Origin of the sequence: Nitrospira sp. (assembly GCA_030653545.1) — a bacterium.
Taxonomy (GTDB): domain Bacteria; phylum Nitrospirota; class Nitrospiria; order Nitrospirales; family Nitrospiraceae; genus Nitrospira_D.
This window is the reverse complement of record JAURZE010000038.1, coordinates 128,529-146,074: the sequence shown is the minus strand read 5'-3', so window position 1 is coordinate 146,074 and position 17,546 is coordinate 128,529. Positions and strand designations below refer to the sequence as shown.

The window sequence follows — 17,546 nt, the reverse complement described above, 5'->3', positions numbered from 1 at the left end:
CCTGTTCGTCTGCCGCCGGTCCTGTTCTATGTCGAATTACTCGGGAGGGTTGTGCGATGTCAACGCGTCACCTCGGTCTCGCCGCGGGCCTGGCAGGTTGCTTCATGGTGCTGGCGGCTTCTGTTACCTGGGCTGATCCGACCTATGAGCAGACGGCCCGCTATGTGCTGGATGTGGTGAGGGCGTTTCGCACGGCCTATGTGCTGCATGTCGTGGAGCATACGCGCGGAGCGGGCCCCGAGCCGCGCGAGGACTGGGAGCGGGACGCGCATTTCATTCCGCTTCCCGCGCAGTTCGTGAAGGCGGCTGCCGGACAGGTGACGTCGGTGGAGATCGGTCTGATCAGCCTGACGCCGATCAATCCGGCGAACCGGCCGAGAACTCCGGCGGAAACCAAAGCGTTGATTCAGTTGGAGAAGGACCGGCAGCAGAGCTTTCTCAGTTTTGCGGACGGGGATCAGTTCACCGCGGTCTCGGCGGATCTGGCGCTGGTCCGGTCCTGCGTCGAGTGCCACAATCAGCATCCGCAGTCGGCGAGAAAAAATTTCCGTGAATGGGACGTGATGGGTGGGCTCGTCGTGCGATTCAGGCGCCCGGGATCCACGCCGGGACTGCCGCTGCCTCTGGGACCGTCCCCGAGTTCTTCTGACCTGCTCGAGCAGCCCGTGTCTCCGCCGCCGGTCACGCCGCCCTGGGTGCGCTGACCGCTCCGCTCGCTCGACAACCGCTTCTACGGCTCCCGGCTCGGTGGAGACTCGCGTCCGGGACGCGCCTGCTGTCCCGCATGCATTGGATGGGAGCGTTGTTCTATACTCAGCCTATGCCGAGTTCTTCCCATCCTTCTCTCATGCATTCCTTCAACTCTGAATACCGCCGGCGGTTCTATGAGGGCCATCGGTCGCTTGCGCTGCTGATGATCCTCATTGTGTTTCTGTCCCCCTTCGCCGGGCTCTATGTGGCAGGTTTGTTCGGGGCGGTGATCGGGGTATTGCTCTCCTTCGCGGCCTATTATCTGACGCCGTATCTCTGGCTCACGATCGGCGGGTGATCCGCCGATCGTGCCGTGTCCCGCTGCTGGTTACTGTTGAATCGCCGACAGGAGCCACTTGCCATCCCCGAATCGCATGAAGGTCCAGACTTCGCTGGATTCGGCCGGGGTTTCGTCGCTGCCGTCGATGAGATAGCCCGGTTCTCCGCGCTGCTTCTTCATTGAGACGGTATAGTCGCGGGCGCTCCAGTGGAGCCCCACCGTGGCGTACTGCGTCGCATGTTCGATCCAGGCTTCGCGGACATCCGCGCGGCCGAGGACCACATTGTCGACATGGTTCTCAATGTCCTGACTCGTGTTCTCTGCCAGGGCGGTGGTGAAGTAGGTGAGCATCTCCGGTGTGACGAACCGTTTCAATGCTGCCAGGTCCTGTGAACTCCAGGCGGTCTGAATGTCGGTCAGGAGCTGCTGAAACGCGGCTTTGTCTGCGGTGGTGAGATCGAGGTCGGTCGTCGCGGGCCGGAGGGCGGTCGCTGAGGATTCCGCCAGCAGGCTTCCGGCGACGGCGCTGCTTCGCGTGATGCCGGACAGCACCGGGGCGGGAGTCCGCCGGACTTTCAGAAAGTAATAGGCGGCGCCGGCTCCCAGGATCATGAGAAACAGGAGGAGGCCGCTGTTGCCGGCTGCGCCGGCTGCCTGGCCGACAGCCTCACCGGCTTCGTTCGTTTTGGCGCTGCTCTCGGTGGCGCCGAAGAGCATGTGGCCGATCCAGGATCCGGAGAGGCCGCCGGCGATCCCGGCCAGAAGGGGATTGCGCTGTAAAAAGGACGGTTGCGAGGCCGGCGTCGGTTGGGCCATGGGGGCCTGACCGGCTGCCGCTGATTGCGGGGTCGCTGTGGCCGGCTTCGGGGTGGTCGATTGTTGGATCGGCTGGGCGCCGTTCTGGTCGTGGGTCCGCGAACCCCGGCTGCCGATGTTGCCGGAGGCACTGCTGCTCCGGGATCCGCTGGAATACCCTCCGCCTGATCCGCCCCGGGCTTTCGCCAGGGAGACGGCCGGGGTTCCGATGAGCGCAAGTACGATGCCTGCTGCGATGACCTGTGTTGTATTCACGTGCAGTTCCTTTCAATCGATGCGAGAGGCTGACGAGATGAACCTTGTCATCCTACCAGTAATGGGCTCGGGAAGGCGGTTTATTCGAGCGCCGACGGACTTGCGATAGACGGGGCCCGCGTCGGCGTCTCCCGCTGCTTCCTAATGGTTTGCGCGGATTGACCCTCCCGTCGGAGGGCTCGTACGATGTCCGTCTCACCCTACGAGGAGGACCTATGGCGCAGATTACTGAAGTCGCTCCGGACCTGTTCCGCATCACGACATTTCTCGAGCCGTTCAATCTGCAGTTCAGCCAGTTCCTCGTGCGCGATGCCGAGCCGCTGCTTTTTCACACCGGTCCTCGCGCGCTGTTTCCGGCGGTGAAGGAAGCGGTGGGGGCGCTGATCGATCCCCAGTCGTTGCGCTGGATCGGGTTCAGCCATTTCGAGGCCGACGAGTGCGGGTCGCTGCCGGAGTGGCAGGAGGCGGCCAGGCATGCCACGGCGGTCTGCAGCCTGGTGGGCAAGCTCGTGAGTGTGGATGATTGTCTTGCGGTCCGGCCCGCCAAAGGGATGGCGGACGGCGAGGTGCTGCAGACGGGCAAGTACCGATTCCGGTTTCTGGCGACGCCGCATGTGCCACATTGCTGGGACGCGGGGCTGTTGTTCGAAGAGACGCAGCGGACGCTTCTCTGTTCGGATCTGCTTCACCAAGCCGGCAATGGGGACCCGGTGACGGAATCGGATGTTGTGGGCCGCTGCCGGGACGTGCTGGTGGAATATCAAAAGGGCCCGCTGGCGAATTATCTGCCCTATGGCCCGTTCATGGATGCGACCATGCACCGTCTGGCGGCGCTCCAGCCCAAGACGCTGGCGACGATGCACGGTTCGGTCTACATCGGCGACGGGGGAAAAGCGCTCCAGGACCTTGCCGGAGTCTTCCGGGATGTGCTGGGCGCTTCGTAACGGTTTCCCCACCGGAAGAACCGGATGATCGGGTCTGTCGATCTCCCTGTTCACGTTCGCGTATTTGGCTCACCTCGCCTGCCCGGAATCCGTGTAAGATGTTCGAGCGTTCGTTCCCGGCAGGCCGTGAGCTTCAGCCCGCCTCCCTGTCCCTTCCTTTTTCTCCTGTTGGTGTGTGTGAAAGGTCCCCATGGTAAAGAAATGGCCGGATGGGCCTGTGCCCGGCTCGGTGATTCCTCGTCTGCGGCAATCGACTGAGGTGCGGGTGAGTCTGGCGGCGATAGCCGACGGCATGGGGGAGATGGTGTGGATTGCGGCCGGTCAAGGGCCGGACGTGCCGCTGGTCGCGGACACGGTGCCGGATCACGATCGGCCACGCTGTTGCCCTGAGGAAGCCGCGAAAGATGCTTGCGAACGTGGCGGATTTGGCGTGACCGGCGGTCAGTTCTATAAGCCGGAAGAGGGGCCGTAGTCATGCACCGTCGCGCGATGGAGCCGCGATCCGACTGGCCCGCGCAACTCGACCGGGTCGGCCTCACGTATCACAGTCTGGACGGGGGCTACTGGCGCGAAGATGCGGCCTATGAGTTCTCCGACTCGCAGATCGATTGCCTGGAATCCGCCACGGCTTCGTTGCATCGGCTCTGTGTCGATGCGGTCGAGCGGATTGTCCGCGACGATCGTTTCGCCGATCTCAGGATCCCCGATGGATGGCGGCCGCGCATCATCGACTCGTGGGAGCGGCAGGATCCGTCGCTCTATGGACGCTTTGATTTCTGGTATGACGGGGCGGGGGCGCCGAAACTCCTGGAGTACAACGCCGATACGCCGACCTCGTTGATTGAAGCGGCGGTCGGGCAATGGGGATGGCTGCAAGAGGCTTGTCCGGCGGCCGACCAATTCAATCGTCTGCATGATCGATTGATCGGGCAATGGCGTGAGATCCGTCGGCAGGCTTCGACCGATCTGCTCCATCTGGCCTGCTTGGATGGGAGCGACGAGGATCGGCAGACGGTGACCTATCTGGCGGATACGGCGAATCAGGCCGGGTGGCGGGTGCAGACGCTGCCGATTGAGCGGATCGGGTGGGAGCCGGGCAGTCGGCGGTTTGTGGATTGCCGGAACGAGCCTATCTCGGTGCTCTTCAAGCTCTATCCCTGGGAATGGCTCTGTCAGGACGCCTTTGCCGCGGAGCTGTCCAGGTCTTCGATGCTGGTGCTGGAGCCGGCCTGGAAACAGCTGCTCAGTCATAAAGGGCTGCTGGCATTATTGTGGGAGTGGTATCCCGATCACCCGAATCTGTTGCCCGCCTTCTTTTCAGGACCGGGGGATTGCCCCGCCTATGTCCGAAAACCATTTTGGTCGCGTGAGGGCGCCAATATCTCGATCGTGAATGGAGATCAAGTCCTGACAACGTCCGGGCCCTATGATGCGGGAACGTCGGTCTTTCAACAGTACATGCCGTTGCCGGTGTTCGATGGATGGCATCCGGTCATCGGGTCCTGGGTGATCGGCGATCAGCCGGCGGGGATCGGGATTCGTGAGGATCGCGGGTTGATCCATGGGAATCAGAGCCGCTTTGTGCCGCATTGTGTGGAGAAGGGCCTGTCTGTGCTCTGAGGGGGCTTACTCCGTGGTGCCTGGGGCGCTGCCCGTGGTTCCTGTGTTCCTGCCGTTGGCTTCCGTCTTCTTCAAACAACAGTGTGCATACTTTCTCCCGCTGCCGCAGGGGCAGGGCGCGTTGCGGCTGAGTCCCGGGCGCCGCCAGGGCAGGGAGGGGAGGAGTGCTTCCGTATCCTGATGAAAGAGACTCCGCATCAGGGAGTAGAGCGCGGGATCGCGGCGCTTCAAGAGTTCGGGCGAGGTGAAGAAATACTCGGCCAGCACCGCGAAGAATTCGTGTTCGTTCGTATAGGCGTAATCGCTGACGTGGGTGTGGCGGGAGGAGGGATGGGCGAGTTCCCGCGCCACGTATCGAACCCACTGGCGGACCGCCATCCAGGGGACTTCCGGCGGCAGTCCGTATTCGCCGGCTTCTTTTTCGACCAGGTGCGCAAATTCGTGCACGCCTACGTTGTGGGTGCCGGGATGCGGGGAGAAACCTGCCAGCAACGCCGGCTTCGAGAGAATCATCACCCCGCTCAAATGATGCAGGCCGACCATGCCGAGTAGATGTGCTTCCGACCCACCACTGGTACGGTAGGCGTCATCGAAGGCATCCGGGTAGATCAGCACTTCATGCAGCCGATGATATTCCCAGTCGTGGAACCCGAAGATCGGGATAACGGCACTGGCCGCCACCAACACTCGAGTGGTCTCGTCCGCCTCGGTGCGAATGCCGGTGATCCGGACCTCGTCGAGAAAGATCTGCACCAGTTGCCGGAACCTGGTCTTGCCCGCCTCATCGAGTGCCAGAAAGAAGGCGACATGTTTGCGAAGGATTTGTTCCCGTTCTTCGGGAAACGGTTGGCGCATCATCTCCATCCGACGAAGGCAGGGCCGCCGCACCCATCTGTAGGCCAAGGGACAGAGTCCGAGCAGGGGCCACAGCAGTGGGAAGAGCCAGGTCATCCATCCCGCCGTTCCTGCTACCAAGATGGCGGCGATGAGGGCTTGCTGCTGATTCCGACGTTGAGCCTCTGGCGTCACGAGCATCGGGTTGATCTCCCAGGAATAGGCACTTGCCCTGTCGCGATTCTACTCTGAACCGCCTCGTGGTGATCTCGGTCTGCGTTTTACGGATGCTGATTCAGGCTTCAGCGCTCCGGATCGAACCGGGGATTCAGTCCCGCGCTTTCTCTATGTCCAGAACGGAATGTCTGCGGTATTGCGCATGCAACTTATTGAAAACACGATAGAAAATTAAGTATTTTTCTATCGTGTTTTCTATGGCCTGTTCGTGCTAAGATCCCCTTGCTGCTTTCTTGGTCGCCTTGGGTCTTCACCCAGCGGTTAGGAAGTCGGGGAGGTGATGTGGCCATCACCTCCCCTTTTTTTTGCCTTGTGGCATTCTTGCCTCAGTGTCTTCAGACCCCACCCCATCAATCGTGATGGGTTTCTCCTCTCCAAGCTGTGCGTTTGCCCTCTGGTCTTTCCCCCTGTCCCCCTCCTTCTGTATGCCGCTGCATCGGAATGTTCTGGAGAGCGATGAGACCTGCTCGCGAGTTTTCGATTTTGAATGGGTCGGGAACTCGGGGGCGAGGTGGACGGGATGGGATATGGAGGGGGAGTCACTGATGGGGCTGTCTCATCGGATCGTAGGAACGATGATGGAGCCGGCGGACACCCGACGATGAAAAGTGAATGGAGAAATCTTGTTCGAGCTGTGAGTCGGAATGACGGGAGTGGGATGAGAGTGAGAGGGAGAGGGAGAGGCGAGGAGGCGACGTGACCGTCGCCTCCTCATGGTGCGACTACTTCTTCTTCTTCGCGGCAGCCTTTTTTACAGGCTTCTTCGCTGCTGCTTTCTTCGTGGCCATGAGTACTTCACCCCCCTTCGGTGTAAAAAGTTGTGATTCGATGTGACAGGTATAGCAGAGATTGCGCGGCGAGTAAATTACTTCCGTGCGGATTTTGTTGGTCGGTCAGAAAACGAACGAGGCTTCCCCATCCCGGGATCCGCCCCTTTGCGAGGCGGGAAGGTTGGCTGGGGCAGGGTGACGTATCTGAGTTGGTCCGTTGGGAATCAGGTTGTCGATGATCGTCTTGCGTATGCGACGAGGAATGCGATCGGCGCAGGTTGTTTGCTGGCAATAGTTTCCGGCCACTCAGTTGTCCGCACTGTGAGGTGTGGCAAGTCGATGACCGTCGTCGATCCGGCTATTTTGAGTTTCCGATACTCCGTCGAAGGGGTGCGTGAGGGGATGAGGCGGGCGTGTGGTCCGGGTTGCGCGGCTGATCCGATCACGTGGGCTCATGAAAATATTTTTCATGGAAGGCCCTTTTCACCCCCCAACATCGGTGTTCGATGGAGTCCTGATTCCGGATCGCGAACTCTCAGCTGACGATGCGCAATTCATCTCCTGATTCGATTTCAATGCCGACACCTCGTTCAGTTACGTGTCGGATTCTCCTCGATGCCAATGAGGTCGCGAGAACTTTGGTGCGGTGTATGGAGCAACGGGCGGAGGCTTTCGCGCAGGTCGGCTAGCAGCAGGACTCTGCCCGCTCTTGCGTCGGGCGGCGCCGGAGCGTAGGCTGATAGTATCTTCTTGCAGCCGCCTCATTCTGTAGGTGGTGCTATGGTCCTCCGTGGAGCTTCAACCCATCGGTCCGGACCTGCCGGGTGTTTTCTTCTCACCAGACGGGCGGTCGACTGTACCTCAACGGGGCGAATGACCGGTCGTTCGGCGGCTCTCGCGTCGGGCACCGTCTCCGGTGCCGCTTCTTCACATCAAGCCACCCGAATCAGGCACGAACTGTCGCGGCTAATCTGCCGTTTGTCGGATTGCCTGAGGCGGAAAGGAGGTTGTCATGACCTATCGCTTTAGCGGTATCGACATCATCGTTGGGTTTGGCATGTGCGCCATTGTGTTCGGCGCGCTGTTCCTCTTCGTGGCCACCACCGGCACCTTCCTCGTTGCCATGCCGCCGGCGATGGGTGAGCCATTCTCCAGTTCAGCGAACGGAATGGTGTGGTTGCAGCCTGCTCTTGGGCACGCCATTGTCGAGCGCACGTTGTTGCAGCGGCAGAGCGATCGCATGACGGCCCAGGCGACATTGGAATGGGATCAGGCGTTACTCGCGCACTATAGCCTGCAATCCCTTCCCGGCGGTCCCTTCGGATTTATCATGGACCGTGCAGCGACGATGCCTGATGACCACGCGGCCCGCGTGCAGGCGGTCATGGGGCGTTCCATCGTGAATGCCACGAGGCGCGGATTGCGCAGCGGCATCCTCTCGGCGGATCACTATGTCTCTGATTACAATCGCGACGCAATCGGTGCCGCGGAGCAATTGGGCGGGCGCATGCAGGGGGCATTCGCAGCGACCTGGCAGCCGTTGCTTGGTCGCTGGATTGTGGATGCCAGCCGGGACTATGCCGCTCGGGCGGCCGTGGTTCAGGAGCAGTTGGGTGTGGCGATTGTCCATGTGGCGCAGGCCAGGACCGGGCTGGAAGAGGCCTGGGGGGCGAATCAATATCAGCTGGGGACGTTGCTGGCGGCGGTGGATCGCACGGCGACGATGACGGAACAGGCCGATCAGGTTATGGTGGCACGCGCGATGCCGACGGCCGCTTCGATGGTGTCGGATCCGGCAATGGCCTGGCCAGGGATTCCGCTCGGGTATCTTTTTGCTGCGATGATCGGAATGGGAGCGGTGTTTTTCAGCGGGTTGAGGCTGTCCGCCATGAGCCGGGAAGCAAAGGCTTCGGCCGATCTTCGGCGCGAGCGTGATCGCTGGGTCTATCGCCTGGCGGCGTAGTTGTGTGACGGGGGCGGCTGATTCCCGTTGCCGGTGTCAGCCGCCCGTTGAACGCCGGTTGGTTCGTGGAAACAGGATGAGTCTACCGGCAGATTGTGAGGGGGATCATGGTTATCCTCATTGGTCTGGTGACGGTAAGTGCGCTTGTGGGCCTGCTGGTCTGGTCGCTGACGGGGGAAAGTGATGCGGAGCATCGCCATGTGGCTGAGATGAAAGGCCCGTCCGGGCCGTCCTCCGCACCTGAGTCAGGGGTGCCGTTCAGGCGGGCGGCCTAGTCCGTCGATGCCATGCTCACAGGCCTCCAGGCTGGCTCTGGCGTTGTGTCGTTCGAGGGTGCCGATACATTTCCCCGCTGAGACCATGCGGCGTTCGCCACATAGTTTTGGTATAGGGCATTGAGCTAGACAGAGGTCGACCCATCCTGAATCGGCCGAAGCGGCCGTCAGCGCCGAACGTCTATTCCCGCCGAAGATCGACCGGTTGGCGGGTGGAAGGTATGACCGATCAGGGATTCGCCGGTCTGCTGAAGTGGCTGACAGAGGCGACCTGTTCCTGTCCCATCTCAAAAAGCCCTCAGATCGGAACGGTGTGGAACCGAAGTAGCGGCTGAATGCGTCCGCCGTCGATCAGTAGCTAGTTCGCCTCATTGTCAGAATGAGGTGAGGGGGGATGGCCGGGGATCTGTTTCTGGCGAAGTAGTTTGGTGAAGTAGGTGCGCTGGAGCTTCAACGCTTCAGCGGCTTTTGTTTGGTTCCATCCGTTCTGCTGAAGCGCTGTCTCCAGCACTTTCTTGCTGTAGGCCTCCATCATTTCATGATAGGCATGCAGCGACGGGTTCGGTCCGGAGTCCGGATCGGGTGTCGATGCGATCGCCATGAGCGACAGCTGCGATGGCTCAATCGTCGCGCTCGTGGAGAGGATGACGGCGCGGGTCAGCACATTCTCCAGCTCGCGGACATTTCCCGGCCAATGATATTGGCGCATGAGCGTGAGCGCGCGGTCGCTCAGTGTGTACTGGCGATAGCTTCCGAGTCCGGCGGCACGCCGGAGGAAATACTCGGACAGAGCTACTAGGTCATCCAGGCGCTCCCGGAGTGGGGGCAGCGTGCTGGCGATGACGGCAAGTCGGTAATACAAGTCTTCCCGAAAGATCCCCTGGCGGATGGCCTGCCGCAAATCTTTGTTCGTCGCGGCAATAAACCGGACATTGGTCCGAATGAGCTGCGTGCCGCCCACCCGGTAGAAGGTCTGATCCTGAAGCACGCGTAAGAGGTGGCTCTGCATGAGCATCGGCATATCGCCGATCTCGTCCAGGAAGACGGTGCCTCCTTCGGCGATTTCAATTTTTCCGGGTTCCCGCTTCAGCGCGCCGGTGTAGGCCCCTCGTTCATGTCCAAACAGCTCGTTCTCCAGGAGGGTATCCGGTAAGGCCGCGCAGTTCACCGCGACGAACGGCTTATCCCGTCGTGGGCTCCAGCGGTGAATGGCGCGCGCAATCACTTCTTTCCCGGTACCGGTCTCGCCGAGCAACAGGACGGTGACCGGCGTGGCTGCCGCTTGCTTGGCGATGGCGAGTTGTATGGCCATTTTCTGATTGGTTCCGATGATCGGATCGTACTGTCCCTCGACTTCCTTGCGGAGGACCTCGACATGGCGATCCAGCGCGAGGGTCTCAAGCGCTTTCTTGATCACGACCGTGAGGTGGTCGGCCGTGAAGGGCTTGGTCAGGAAGTCGAAGGCGCCTAAGTGCATGGCTTGCACCGCGCGCTCGATCGTGCCGAAGGCGGTCAGGATAATAATCAGCGGTGTGGTATAGGCGGGTAAGGGAGTCTCCGAGTCGGGCGCTGAGGCAGCGGTGGCGGCTTCCCGAACCTGTTGTAACACTTCCAGCCCGGAGCGATGGGGGAGTTCCAGATCGAGGAGGACGAGATCCGGTGCCTCCTGTTCAATAAGTCGCAGCGCCTCTGCCCCGTCGCTCGCGGTCAGGGGTTCATGCCCCATCCATGTGATGCGGTTTTCCAGACCGAGCAGGATATCCCGGTCATCATCGACGAGGAGGATTTTGGCGCGCATAGCGTGCAAGCCCCCTGTTCAGTCTTCGGAAGTGTAGTGACTTCATAGAGAAAAATATACGGCCTGTTGACGGCCTACACGGGCAAAGAGCCTCATGGTGGGCTACCTGTGCCACCTCATTGCGGTTGCCGGTCCGTCTCCGGAGCTGGCGCGATCGGCAGCGTAAAACAGATACAGGTTCCGCGACCGGGCGTGCTCTCCGCCCAGATTTCTCCCCGGTGCATCGTGATCAAGGTTTTGGTAATGAACAGGCCCAATTGAGCCCCTTGCGACGACGGCATCGACGACGGCACTTTTGAAAATTCGTTGAAGACGCTTGGTAAGTGGAGCGGATCAATCCCGCATCCGGTATCGGCCACGCAGGTCTTGACCATCCCGGCAGCATCACAGGAAAACGTGACGGTGACAGCCCCGCCGGGAGGGGTGAACTTGATGGCGTTGCCGATCAGATTCCAGAGGATTTGCTCCAGCTTGTCGCGGTCGCCGAAAATTCTGGGGAGGGGGCGCTCCGGCTGGATCCGCAGGGCGATCTGTTTTTCTGCCGCGACCGTCTGCAAGCCCTCTGCGGCAGTGGCGGCAATCTCTGCAATACAGACCGGTTCAGGCCGAAGCACATCTTTGGGGGTATCCAACCGCGACCAATCCAACAGCTGGTTGATGATGCGGGCCAGCCGCGCCACGTTGTGCTCGATCCGCGTGAGGTAGGTCGTCTGCTGGCTTGTCAATGGACCGGTGACACCATCCAGCATGTTTTCGGCAAAACTGCGAATGGCGGTCATAGGCGTGCGCAATTCATGGGACACGACCGACAGGAAGGTCGTGCGCCGTCGATCGTGGGCTTGGAGTTGGTCATTGGCGCGTGAGAGTTCCTCCGTGCGCTCGTGGATGCGTTCTTCCAGATGCTGGGTCAACTCGGAGAGGTGGGCATAGGCGCGGGCGTTGTCAATTGCGGCGGCCACATGGCTGGCGATCGTCAGAAGAATATGAAGATCTTCTTCGGTGCATATCTGTGCGCCGCGATCACCGGCTATGTATCCCAAGGTCCCGTGATGACTCTGGAGTGGAACGGCAATAAACGACGAGATGCCGGCCCGTTGCAGCAAGTCCATCACCGGCGGATAGATCCGGTCGGCTGCGGCCTCGAGGGCCTGGATGAGCACCGGTTCGCGGCGAAGAAACAGATCAGCAGTGATGCTGCCATCGTCTCGTATGGGGATCTCCAGGGTATAGGCGAGCTCGGCAATCTCGGGCGAGATCCCCGTGACGCGGGCGATGTAGGACACGTCCCGTTCCTCAAGCCGCAGGACCAGCACCATGCGCAGGAAGCCGAGATTGCCGACCAGGAGTTGGAGCACCGTGTCGAGGAGGTGGTTCATGTCCAGGGTGCTCGCAATGGCGGCGCTGGCTTGATGGAGGGTGGTCAGCTGACTGAATTGTTGTTTGATCGTCTCGAGGTTGGTGGTAATGGCCTGATTCCGCTCTTGAACCGAGCGGGCCATGACATTGAAGAGCCCGGTCAATTGGCCGACCTCATCGTTTGTGGACGGGGACAGTTGAACCGGCGCCGTACCCTCAGTCACCTGGCGGGCCATCCCGGCCAGGCGTCGCAACGGAGTCGTAATGCGCGAGGTCAGCAGGTGAGCGCCGAGGATGCCGGCTCCGATAATGAGGGCGGTCAGGGCAAAGACATTCTGGATCATGGTCAGCACGGCCTGACGCACGAGCTCATCGGTGAGGCCGATTTGAATAATGCCGTACACCGGGGGCCGTTTCATCATAGCCCCGTCGATGGCCGTGGATTCGGGGTCGAGTGTAAACGGGGTGATGGGTGCGGGTGATGCCCGAAGCACCGGCAAGGCAAAGTCATAGAGTGTCTCGGACAGAGTGGGGAATAGCTGAGTCATGTAGGAGCCTTGATTCTGAGGGGCGAGCGTGAGCTGATCCGAGACGGCAAGCGGGGTAATTTGCGGAACCGTCGCTGGCGTTTGAGCCAGTCGTTGGGCGATGTCCGCGGGAGGATAGATCGGATGGGAGGGAGATCGTTGTGGATCTGTCAACGACTGGCGCGCTCCCTTGCTGTACCGGGCGATAGCGTGGCCGTTTGAGCCCATGACGACGACATAGACGACTTCATCGATGGAGAGAAGACCTTCGATGTACTGCTGAAGGGTCGTTTGATCTTCCGCGACCAGGCCGGCAAATCGGAAATGGTTGTTGTGCGCGATGTTGGTCAGGAGAATTGTGCCGAGGCGATGGAGATTCTGCAGCATGGCATCGCGTCGAATCTCCACAAAATACCAGCTCAACGTGGAACAGGTCAGGACCAGAATCAGGCTGAAGAACACGACAAATTTCGTCCGCAAGCTGACGAACGGCCTGGTCGGTGCGCCGGGAGGCGGTGTCGGACTCTGGAGAGAAAGCGGTTCGGCTGCCATAGAAATCAGATCCTAATATTTCTCATCAATCAGGCGCTCGGCTTCGCTGGGAAAGGTGATCTCCAGGAAGTTGGCGGTCTTTTGGTTCACCGTAATGCTCAGGCGTTCGACGGGTATCGGTTTCATCGGGAGTTTCCTGTCTCCATCGAGGAGTCGTCTGGCAAGTAGGCCGGTTTCCCGGCCGACATCGCCGTAGGAGACGGAAATGCTGAGGAGCGCTCCGAGCCTGGTCATCTCCGGCGAGAAGCCGATGACAGGGACATGGCGTGCCATGGCCGATTCGAGGATGAAACCGACGGACTCCGCGGTCAAGACCGTTGAATCGGGTACCAGCCATAGTCCGTCGGCGGTCTCGATGAGCGCGCGTAGCTGCTGCGGCACCTCTCTTTCGCTGCCGACGGGAAATTCCGTCAGCTTGAACCCGCTGGCAGCCGCATAGGGAGTCGTTTCTTTGATGCGGGATCCGCTCTTCGCGGGGTCGAACAGGACTCCGAGCTGATGGAGCGACGGCAGCAACGAGCGAAGAATCTTGAATTGACGTTCCGCGGGAATCTCCAGCAGCGTGCCGGTCATATTCGGGGCGGAGAGACGATGCTTTGAAGGATCAAGAATCATCATATACACGATGGGCAGATCCATGATCTCCACCTGGGCGGCCAGAGCGGCTTTGAGACCGACGGCCAGAACGAGGGAGGCGTCGGAGGCCCTGATTTTCCTGGCCAGCTTTTTCCCGAGCTCTGGATCACCGCGCAAATCGTATTCGACATAGGTCATGGAGGCAGGGGCCGTGACTTTGAATCCCTCGATCGCCTGTGCATAGGCCGGCAAGTCGGAGGATTGCAGTATGGCAATTTCTCCGGCAAGGGCGTGGGCTGATCCGAGGAGACAAAATATGATGAGCAGAGCGAATCCCCCCAAGTATCTGCCAGGTGCGCGGCATCCGGCGAAGGGGGAACACTCCGTGTGGTGTCGATGAGGCGTCCTCATAATATCACGATCGCAGATTGTCGTGTCGCGGTTTCTCTGGGGCCTTGCGACCTGTCTGCGTGGGCTCTGACGGCGGCACCTGTCCGGTTGAGATGGATTGGACGGTCCCCAGGATGCGGGTCGCTGTCCCGGTCGCGCTCCGAACCACATGGCCCGACCATGAGAGCCACTGGAGAGTGCCGTCGGCTCGGCGCACGCGGTGAGCATAGGCGAACTCAGGCTGAGAGGATTTGGGCGCCTCCAGCAGCGCCGCCAGAACGGTGGCCTGATCCTCTGGGTAGACTCTGGCCAGAAATTCCTCCCTGGAGAGGGGACCAGCACCGACCGGGAGGTCGAGCAGATCATTGACGATCGGCGACCAATAGCAGTGGTCCGTCTGCAGGTTCCAGTCCCAGATGCCGACGCGCGCAGTCATGAGCGCGAGCTGAACCCGCTCCTCGTTGATGCGGAGGGCATCTCCAAGTCGTTTGCGTTCGGTGATATCGGTGGAGATTCCGCACACGGCATAGGGGGTCCCTGTTTCGTCGCAGAGCGGAAATTTGATCGAGATGTAGTGGCGCAGCCCATCCCGGTGAGGGGCGGTTTCGTCGTACTCCACCGGAGCCTTGCATTCCAGCACCTGGCGATCGTTGGCACTGAATGCGTCGGCGATTTCTCGGGGAAAGAGATCATGATCGGTGCGCCCGACGATCTGATCGGTGGTCAAGTTGAACAGCTGCCCGAACCGGCGATTCGTGAGCACGTAACGTCCGTCCAGCCCTTTCACGTAAATGACGGCGGTCGTGTTATCGATCACGTCTTTCAGCAGCCGTTCACTGCGTCGGAGGGCTTCTTCCATCCGTTTGCGGTCGGTGATGCACTGTAAGGAGCCAGCCATGCGGAAGGGCCGTCCATTGTCGTCCCACACGGCCTGTCCGCGCGCGCGGAACCAGCGGTATTTGCCCTGTTTCGCGAGGAGCCGGTACTCCACGTCGTAGGGCTCGTGTTGTTCCATGTGCGCGCGCAATGCGGCCAGGGCTCGCTCACGATCTTCAGGGTGCAACCGGGACATCCAGCTTTCCAGGATGTCCGGAAACTCCTCCCGGCTATATCCTAACAACTCGCGCACCCGCGGAGACCACCAGACCGGCGTGTGAGGGTGATGCCACGGCTGGCCGGGCAGAACCTGTCCATCCCAAAACCCGTCGCTCGATCCGCGGATCACACATTCCAAGCGGTCTTCCCGTTCCCGCAATCCCGATTCGACACGCCACTGTTTCGTTGTATCATGAAAGACCACGACCGCCCCGGCGACGGTGTCGTCCTCCCACAGCGGGGAACTGACGTATTCGACGGGGAAGCTGGTGCCATCACGCTTCCAAAATACTTCATGGGTGATGCGATGGATTTCGCCGTCGTGCAGGGCGGCGTAGATCGGGCAAGAGGCGTCGGGGTACGGGGTCCCGTCGATTCTGGTGTGGTGCAGGAGCGCATGCATGGGGCGTCCGATCAAGTCTTCCACCGAATACCCGAGTATCGCGGCCGCGCGCGGATTCACGAACGTAGCGAGCCCCTGGCGATCGATGCCATAGATGCCCTCGCCGGCCTGCGTCAGGATAAGGCTATGCCGGCGACGCAATTCATCCAGCGCCCGCTCCGTCTGTTTTCGTTGGGAACTGTCGCGGATGATACCGCTATAGTAGTTGCCGGTTTCGGTTTTCCAGGTAGCCAGCGAGAGTTCGATCGGAAATTCGGTGCCGTCCTGCTTGAGCCCCTGGAGTTCGATGACCGATCCGATGAGACGCCCCGATCCGGTTGCTTCCAGACGGGCCAGGCCGGCGTTGTGGCGATAGTGATACCGTGACGGCATGAGAACCGTGAGCGATTTTCCGATCAGATCATGGTTCGAATAGCCGAACATGGTCGCAGCTGATCGATTGTGCGAGAGGATGATGCCCCGCCCATCGGCCACCACGATGGCATCGCTGGCTGACTCCACCAGTGAGCGGAAGCGGTCTTCGCTTTCCGTCAGGAGATGTTCGGCGCGCTGGGCTTTCACCGCCAGTTCCTTGACCCCGATCGCGCGGCGGAGCGTCTGGCGGAGTTCCTCGCGATGGTAGGGTTTGGTTAAATAGGCGAAGGCCCCCCGCGTCAGCGACCCCACCGTTTTCTCCGTCGCCGTGCTGGCCGTGACGATGATTACGGGCAAATGCGGGTCCAGCTGTTGGATCGTGGCGAGCACCTCGAGGCCATCGCCGTCCGGCAAGGTTAGATCGAGCAAGACCGCATTAAAGTGATGGGCATGGAGCCGGGTGAGCGCGCCGGCGCAAGAGTCGGCGGTATAGACGGTATAGCCGTCGTGGGCGAGCAGGTCCTGCAGGCTCACGGCAATGTCCGGATTGTCTTCCACGACGAGCACGGTATGGGAAGGGGCTTCGCCGGCCATAGCGCCCTCAGTCAGTAAAGCCTTAGGGATAGGAAACGGCCTGACTTACCGTTGCCCAAGGCTCAGTGTTCCTGTGTTGCGCCGCACAATAACGAGAATCGCGCAAGCCTAGTGTAGATATACCACTTAAGGAAACCATTTAGAACCTCATCATCATCCAGCCCATCGCCCGGCTGCCGATCGTTTCGCCAAGAGGATACTCCTGGTGCTTGTCGTAGAGTGCGCTGAGTGCGGATTCTGCCACTTCAGCCTTGTCGTGCCAGAGCCGGTTCATCGTGCCTTGTACGTCGTTATAGACCGAGCGGCGATCACCGTTCGACGGGGCTTGCGAGATCGGCGGTTCATAGCGTGAAGCGATGCTCACGATGTCTGCTTCTTTGATCAATTCGATGGCGTCGATGTGGGGGGCTGAGTCGGTCACATTGGTTGAGTCTGGGGCGGGGGATTCCGCCTGCGCCGGGCCGCTCAGGCTGACGGTCAGCAGCATGGCTAGCATCGGATGGCCTGATCGTCTCAGCGCGGCGTTCATTGCATTTCCTTACTTCGGCATCGAGCGCTGACGGTCGAGTCCACCGGCGGCGCCTACAGGAGCGGCTCGGTAATGGAAAGGCGTTGTGCAGGGGGAACGCGGCGAGGTCGCCCTCGTTTCAGCGGAGCGAGGCGAAGAGGAAATAGGCCGCCGTTGGTGTGCTCCATCTCGGCCACCGCATCATCAATGGCATCAGCAATGACCCGGGCCATCGTGCGCTGTTCGGTCCAGTAAATGGCGTTTCGCAAGCGTTCGATCAGAGTCGTCGGGAGAAGGACGGTGATGCGCTGATTACGAGAATCTGCGGTGGCAGTCACCCCGTTGAGGGATGGGGCGTGAAGATCAACAGCGGCAGTCTGACTCGATAGGGGCAGGAGACGATCGTCTGCTTTCCGATCAGACCGCCATCCCTCGGTGCGAAGGTGTCCCGTCTTTTGAGAGCTCTTTTGTCTCATGGGTATGAACCCCTTTGTCAGTGCGGCGATCGTCGCCGGTGATCGTGATGACCATGAGCCACGAGATTCCTACCAGCCCCGCTAACAACACCCAGTTGATCAATTCCTGTGTCACGGTGTGGACTCCTGAGGAGTGTGGCCTCAAGTTCTTTCTGGAGGAGTTCGCAAGCCGT

At 60.6% G+C, this 17,546-nt stretch carries 17 protein-coding genes; 8 read left to right on the top strand and 9 right to left on the bottom strand.

Annotation, left to right across the window (positions count from 1 at the left end; all coding sequences use genetic code 11):
• The first annotated feature begins 56 nt into the window (after nt 1-56).
• Both Q7U39_18800 and Q7U39_18795 read left to right on the top strand, forming a co-directional pair.
• A complete protein-coding gene (locus Q7U39_18800) occupies nt 57-704 on the top strand; it encodes a DUF3365 domain-containing protein (protein MDO9120011.1) in 648 nt (215 codons plus the stop codon).
• A gap of 80 nt (nt 705-784) precedes the next feature.
• The gene (locus Q7U39_18795; GenBank protein ID MDO9120010.1) at nt 785-1,048 is read left to right on the top strand and encodes a hypothetical protein; all 264 of its coding nucleotides are present in this window, start codon (nt 785-787) and stop codon (nt 1,046-1,048) included.
• 30 nt (nt 1,049-1,078) lie between these two features.
• Here Q7U39_18795 and Q7U39_18790 read toward each other — a convergent pair whose 3' ends face one another.
• On the bottom strand, nt 1,079-2,101 hold the full coding sequence (locus tag Q7U39_18790; protein ID MDO9120009.1) for a TIM44-like domain-containing protein: 1,023 nt from the start codon (nt 2,099-2,101) through the stop codon (nt 1,079-1,081).
• A gap of 215 nt (nt 2,102-2,316) precedes the next feature.
• Here Q7U39_18790 and Q7U39_18785 point away from each other — a divergent pair, with 215 nt between their 5' ends.
• The 3 genes from Q7U39_18785 (at nt 2,317) to Q7U39_18775 (ending at nt 4,665) form a co-directional block, all read left to right on the top strand.
• On the top strand, nt 2,317-3,045 hold the full coding sequence (locus tag Q7U39_18785) for an MBL fold metallo-hydrolase (protein ID MDO9120008.1): 729 nt from the start codon (nt 2,317-2,319) through the stop codon (nt 3,043-3,045).
• A 190-nt stretch (nt 3,046-3,235) separates the two neighbouring features.
• Nucleotides 3,236-3,517, top strand: a complete 282-nt coding sequence (locus Q7U39_18780) for a hypothetical protein (protein ID MDO9120007.1) — start codon at nt 3,236-3,238, stop codon at nt 3,515-3,517.
• A gap of 2 nt (nt 3,518-3,519) precedes the next feature.
• Nucleotides 3,520-4,665 (top strand): glutathionylspermidine synthase family protein, encoded by a 1,146-nt coding sequence (locus tag Q7U39_18775; protein MDO9120006.1) that lies wholly within the window; start codon nt 3,520-3,522, stop codon nt 4,663-4,665.
• Between the two features lie 6 nt (nt 4,666-4,671).
• Here Q7U39_18775 and Q7U39_18770 read toward each other — a convergent pair whose 3' ends face one another.
• Entirely contained in the window at nt 4,672-5,700 is a 1,029-nt protein-coding gene (locus tag Q7U39_18770) for a zinc-dependent peptidase (protein ID MDO9120005.1), read from the bottom strand.
• A 732-nt stretch (nt 5,701-6,432) separates the two neighbouring features.
• Here Q7U39_18770 and Q7U39_18765 point away from each other — a divergent pair.
• The 3 genes from Q7U39_18765 to Q7U39_18755 all read left to right on the top strand — a co-directional run bounded on the left by Q7U39_18765 (nt 6,433) and on the right by Q7U39_18755 (nt 8,744).
• Nucleotides 6,433-6,570: a hypothetical protein gene (locus Q7U39_18765; GenBank protein MDO9120004.1), complete on the top strand. Its 138-nt coding sequence runs from the start codon at nt 6,433-6,435 to the stop codon at nt 6,568-6,570.
• A gap of 948 nt (nt 6,571-7,518) precedes the next feature.
• Nucleotides 7,519-8,469 carry a hypothetical protein gene (locus Q7U39_18760; GenBank protein ID MDO9120003.1) on the top strand — a complete coding sequence of 317 codons (951 nt, stop codon included), beginning with the start codon at nt 7,519-7,521 and terminating at the stop codon, nt 8,467-8,469.
• Between the two features lie 107 nt (nt 8,470-8,576).
• The gene (locus Q7U39_18755) at nt 8,577-8,744 is read left to right on the top strand and encodes a hypothetical protein (protein ID MDO9120002.1); all 168 of its coding nucleotides are present in this window, start codon (nt 8,577-8,579) and stop codon (nt 8,742-8,744) included.
• Between the two features lie 358 nt (nt 8,745-9,102).
• On the opposite strand, the gene Q7U39_18750 is transcribed toward Q7U39_18755, so the two are convergent.
• The 7 genes from Q7U39_18750 to Q7U39_18720 form a co-directional block, all read right to left on the bottom strand.
• A complete protein-coding gene (locus Q7U39_18750) occupies nt 9,103-10,542 on the bottom strand; it encodes a sigma-54 dependent transcriptional regulator (GenBank protein MDO9120001.1) in 1,440 nt (479 codons plus the stop codon).
• A gap of 116 nt (nt 10,543-10,658) precedes the next feature.
• The gene (locus Q7U39_18745) at nt 10,659-12,977 is read right to left on the bottom strand and encodes an ATP-binding protein (GenBank protein MDO9120000.1); all 2,319 of its coding nucleotides are present in this window, start codon (nt 12,975-12,977) and stop codon (nt 10,659-10,661) included.
• A gap of 12 nt (nt 12,978-12,989) precedes the next feature.
• Complete coding sequence (locus Q7U39_18740) at nt 12,990-13,895, bottom strand: ABC transporter substrate-binding protein (GenBank protein ID MDO9119999.1); 906 nt, start codon at nt 13,893-13,895, stop codon at nt 12,990-12,992.
• Between the two features lie 73 nt (nt 13,896-13,968).
• A complete protein-coding gene (locus Q7U39_18735; protein MDO9119998.1) occupies nt 13,969-16,389 on the bottom strand; it encodes a PAS domain S-box protein in 2,421 nt (806 codons plus the stop codon).
• Nucleotides 16,390-16,528: 139 nt separating this feature from the next.
• Entirely contained in the window at nt 16,529-16,918 is a 390-nt protein-coding gene (locus Q7U39_18730) for a hypothetical protein (protein ID MDO9119997.1), read from the bottom strand.
• Between the two features lie 53 nt (nt 16,919-16,971).
• Nucleotides 16,972-17,166 carry a hypothetical protein gene (locus Q7U39_18725; protein ID MDO9119996.1) on the bottom strand — a complete coding sequence of 65 codons (195 nt, stop codon included), beginning with the start codon at nt 17,164-17,166 and terminating at the stop codon, nt 16,972-16,974.
• A 148-nt stretch (nt 17,167-17,314) separates the two neighbouring features.
• Nucleotides 17,315-17,488: a hypothetical protein gene (locus Q7U39_18720; protein ID MDO9119995.1), complete on the bottom strand. Its 174-nt coding sequence runs from the start codon at nt 17,486-17,488 to the stop codon at nt 17,315-17,317.
• Nucleotides 17,489-17,546: the final 58 nt, after the last annotated feature.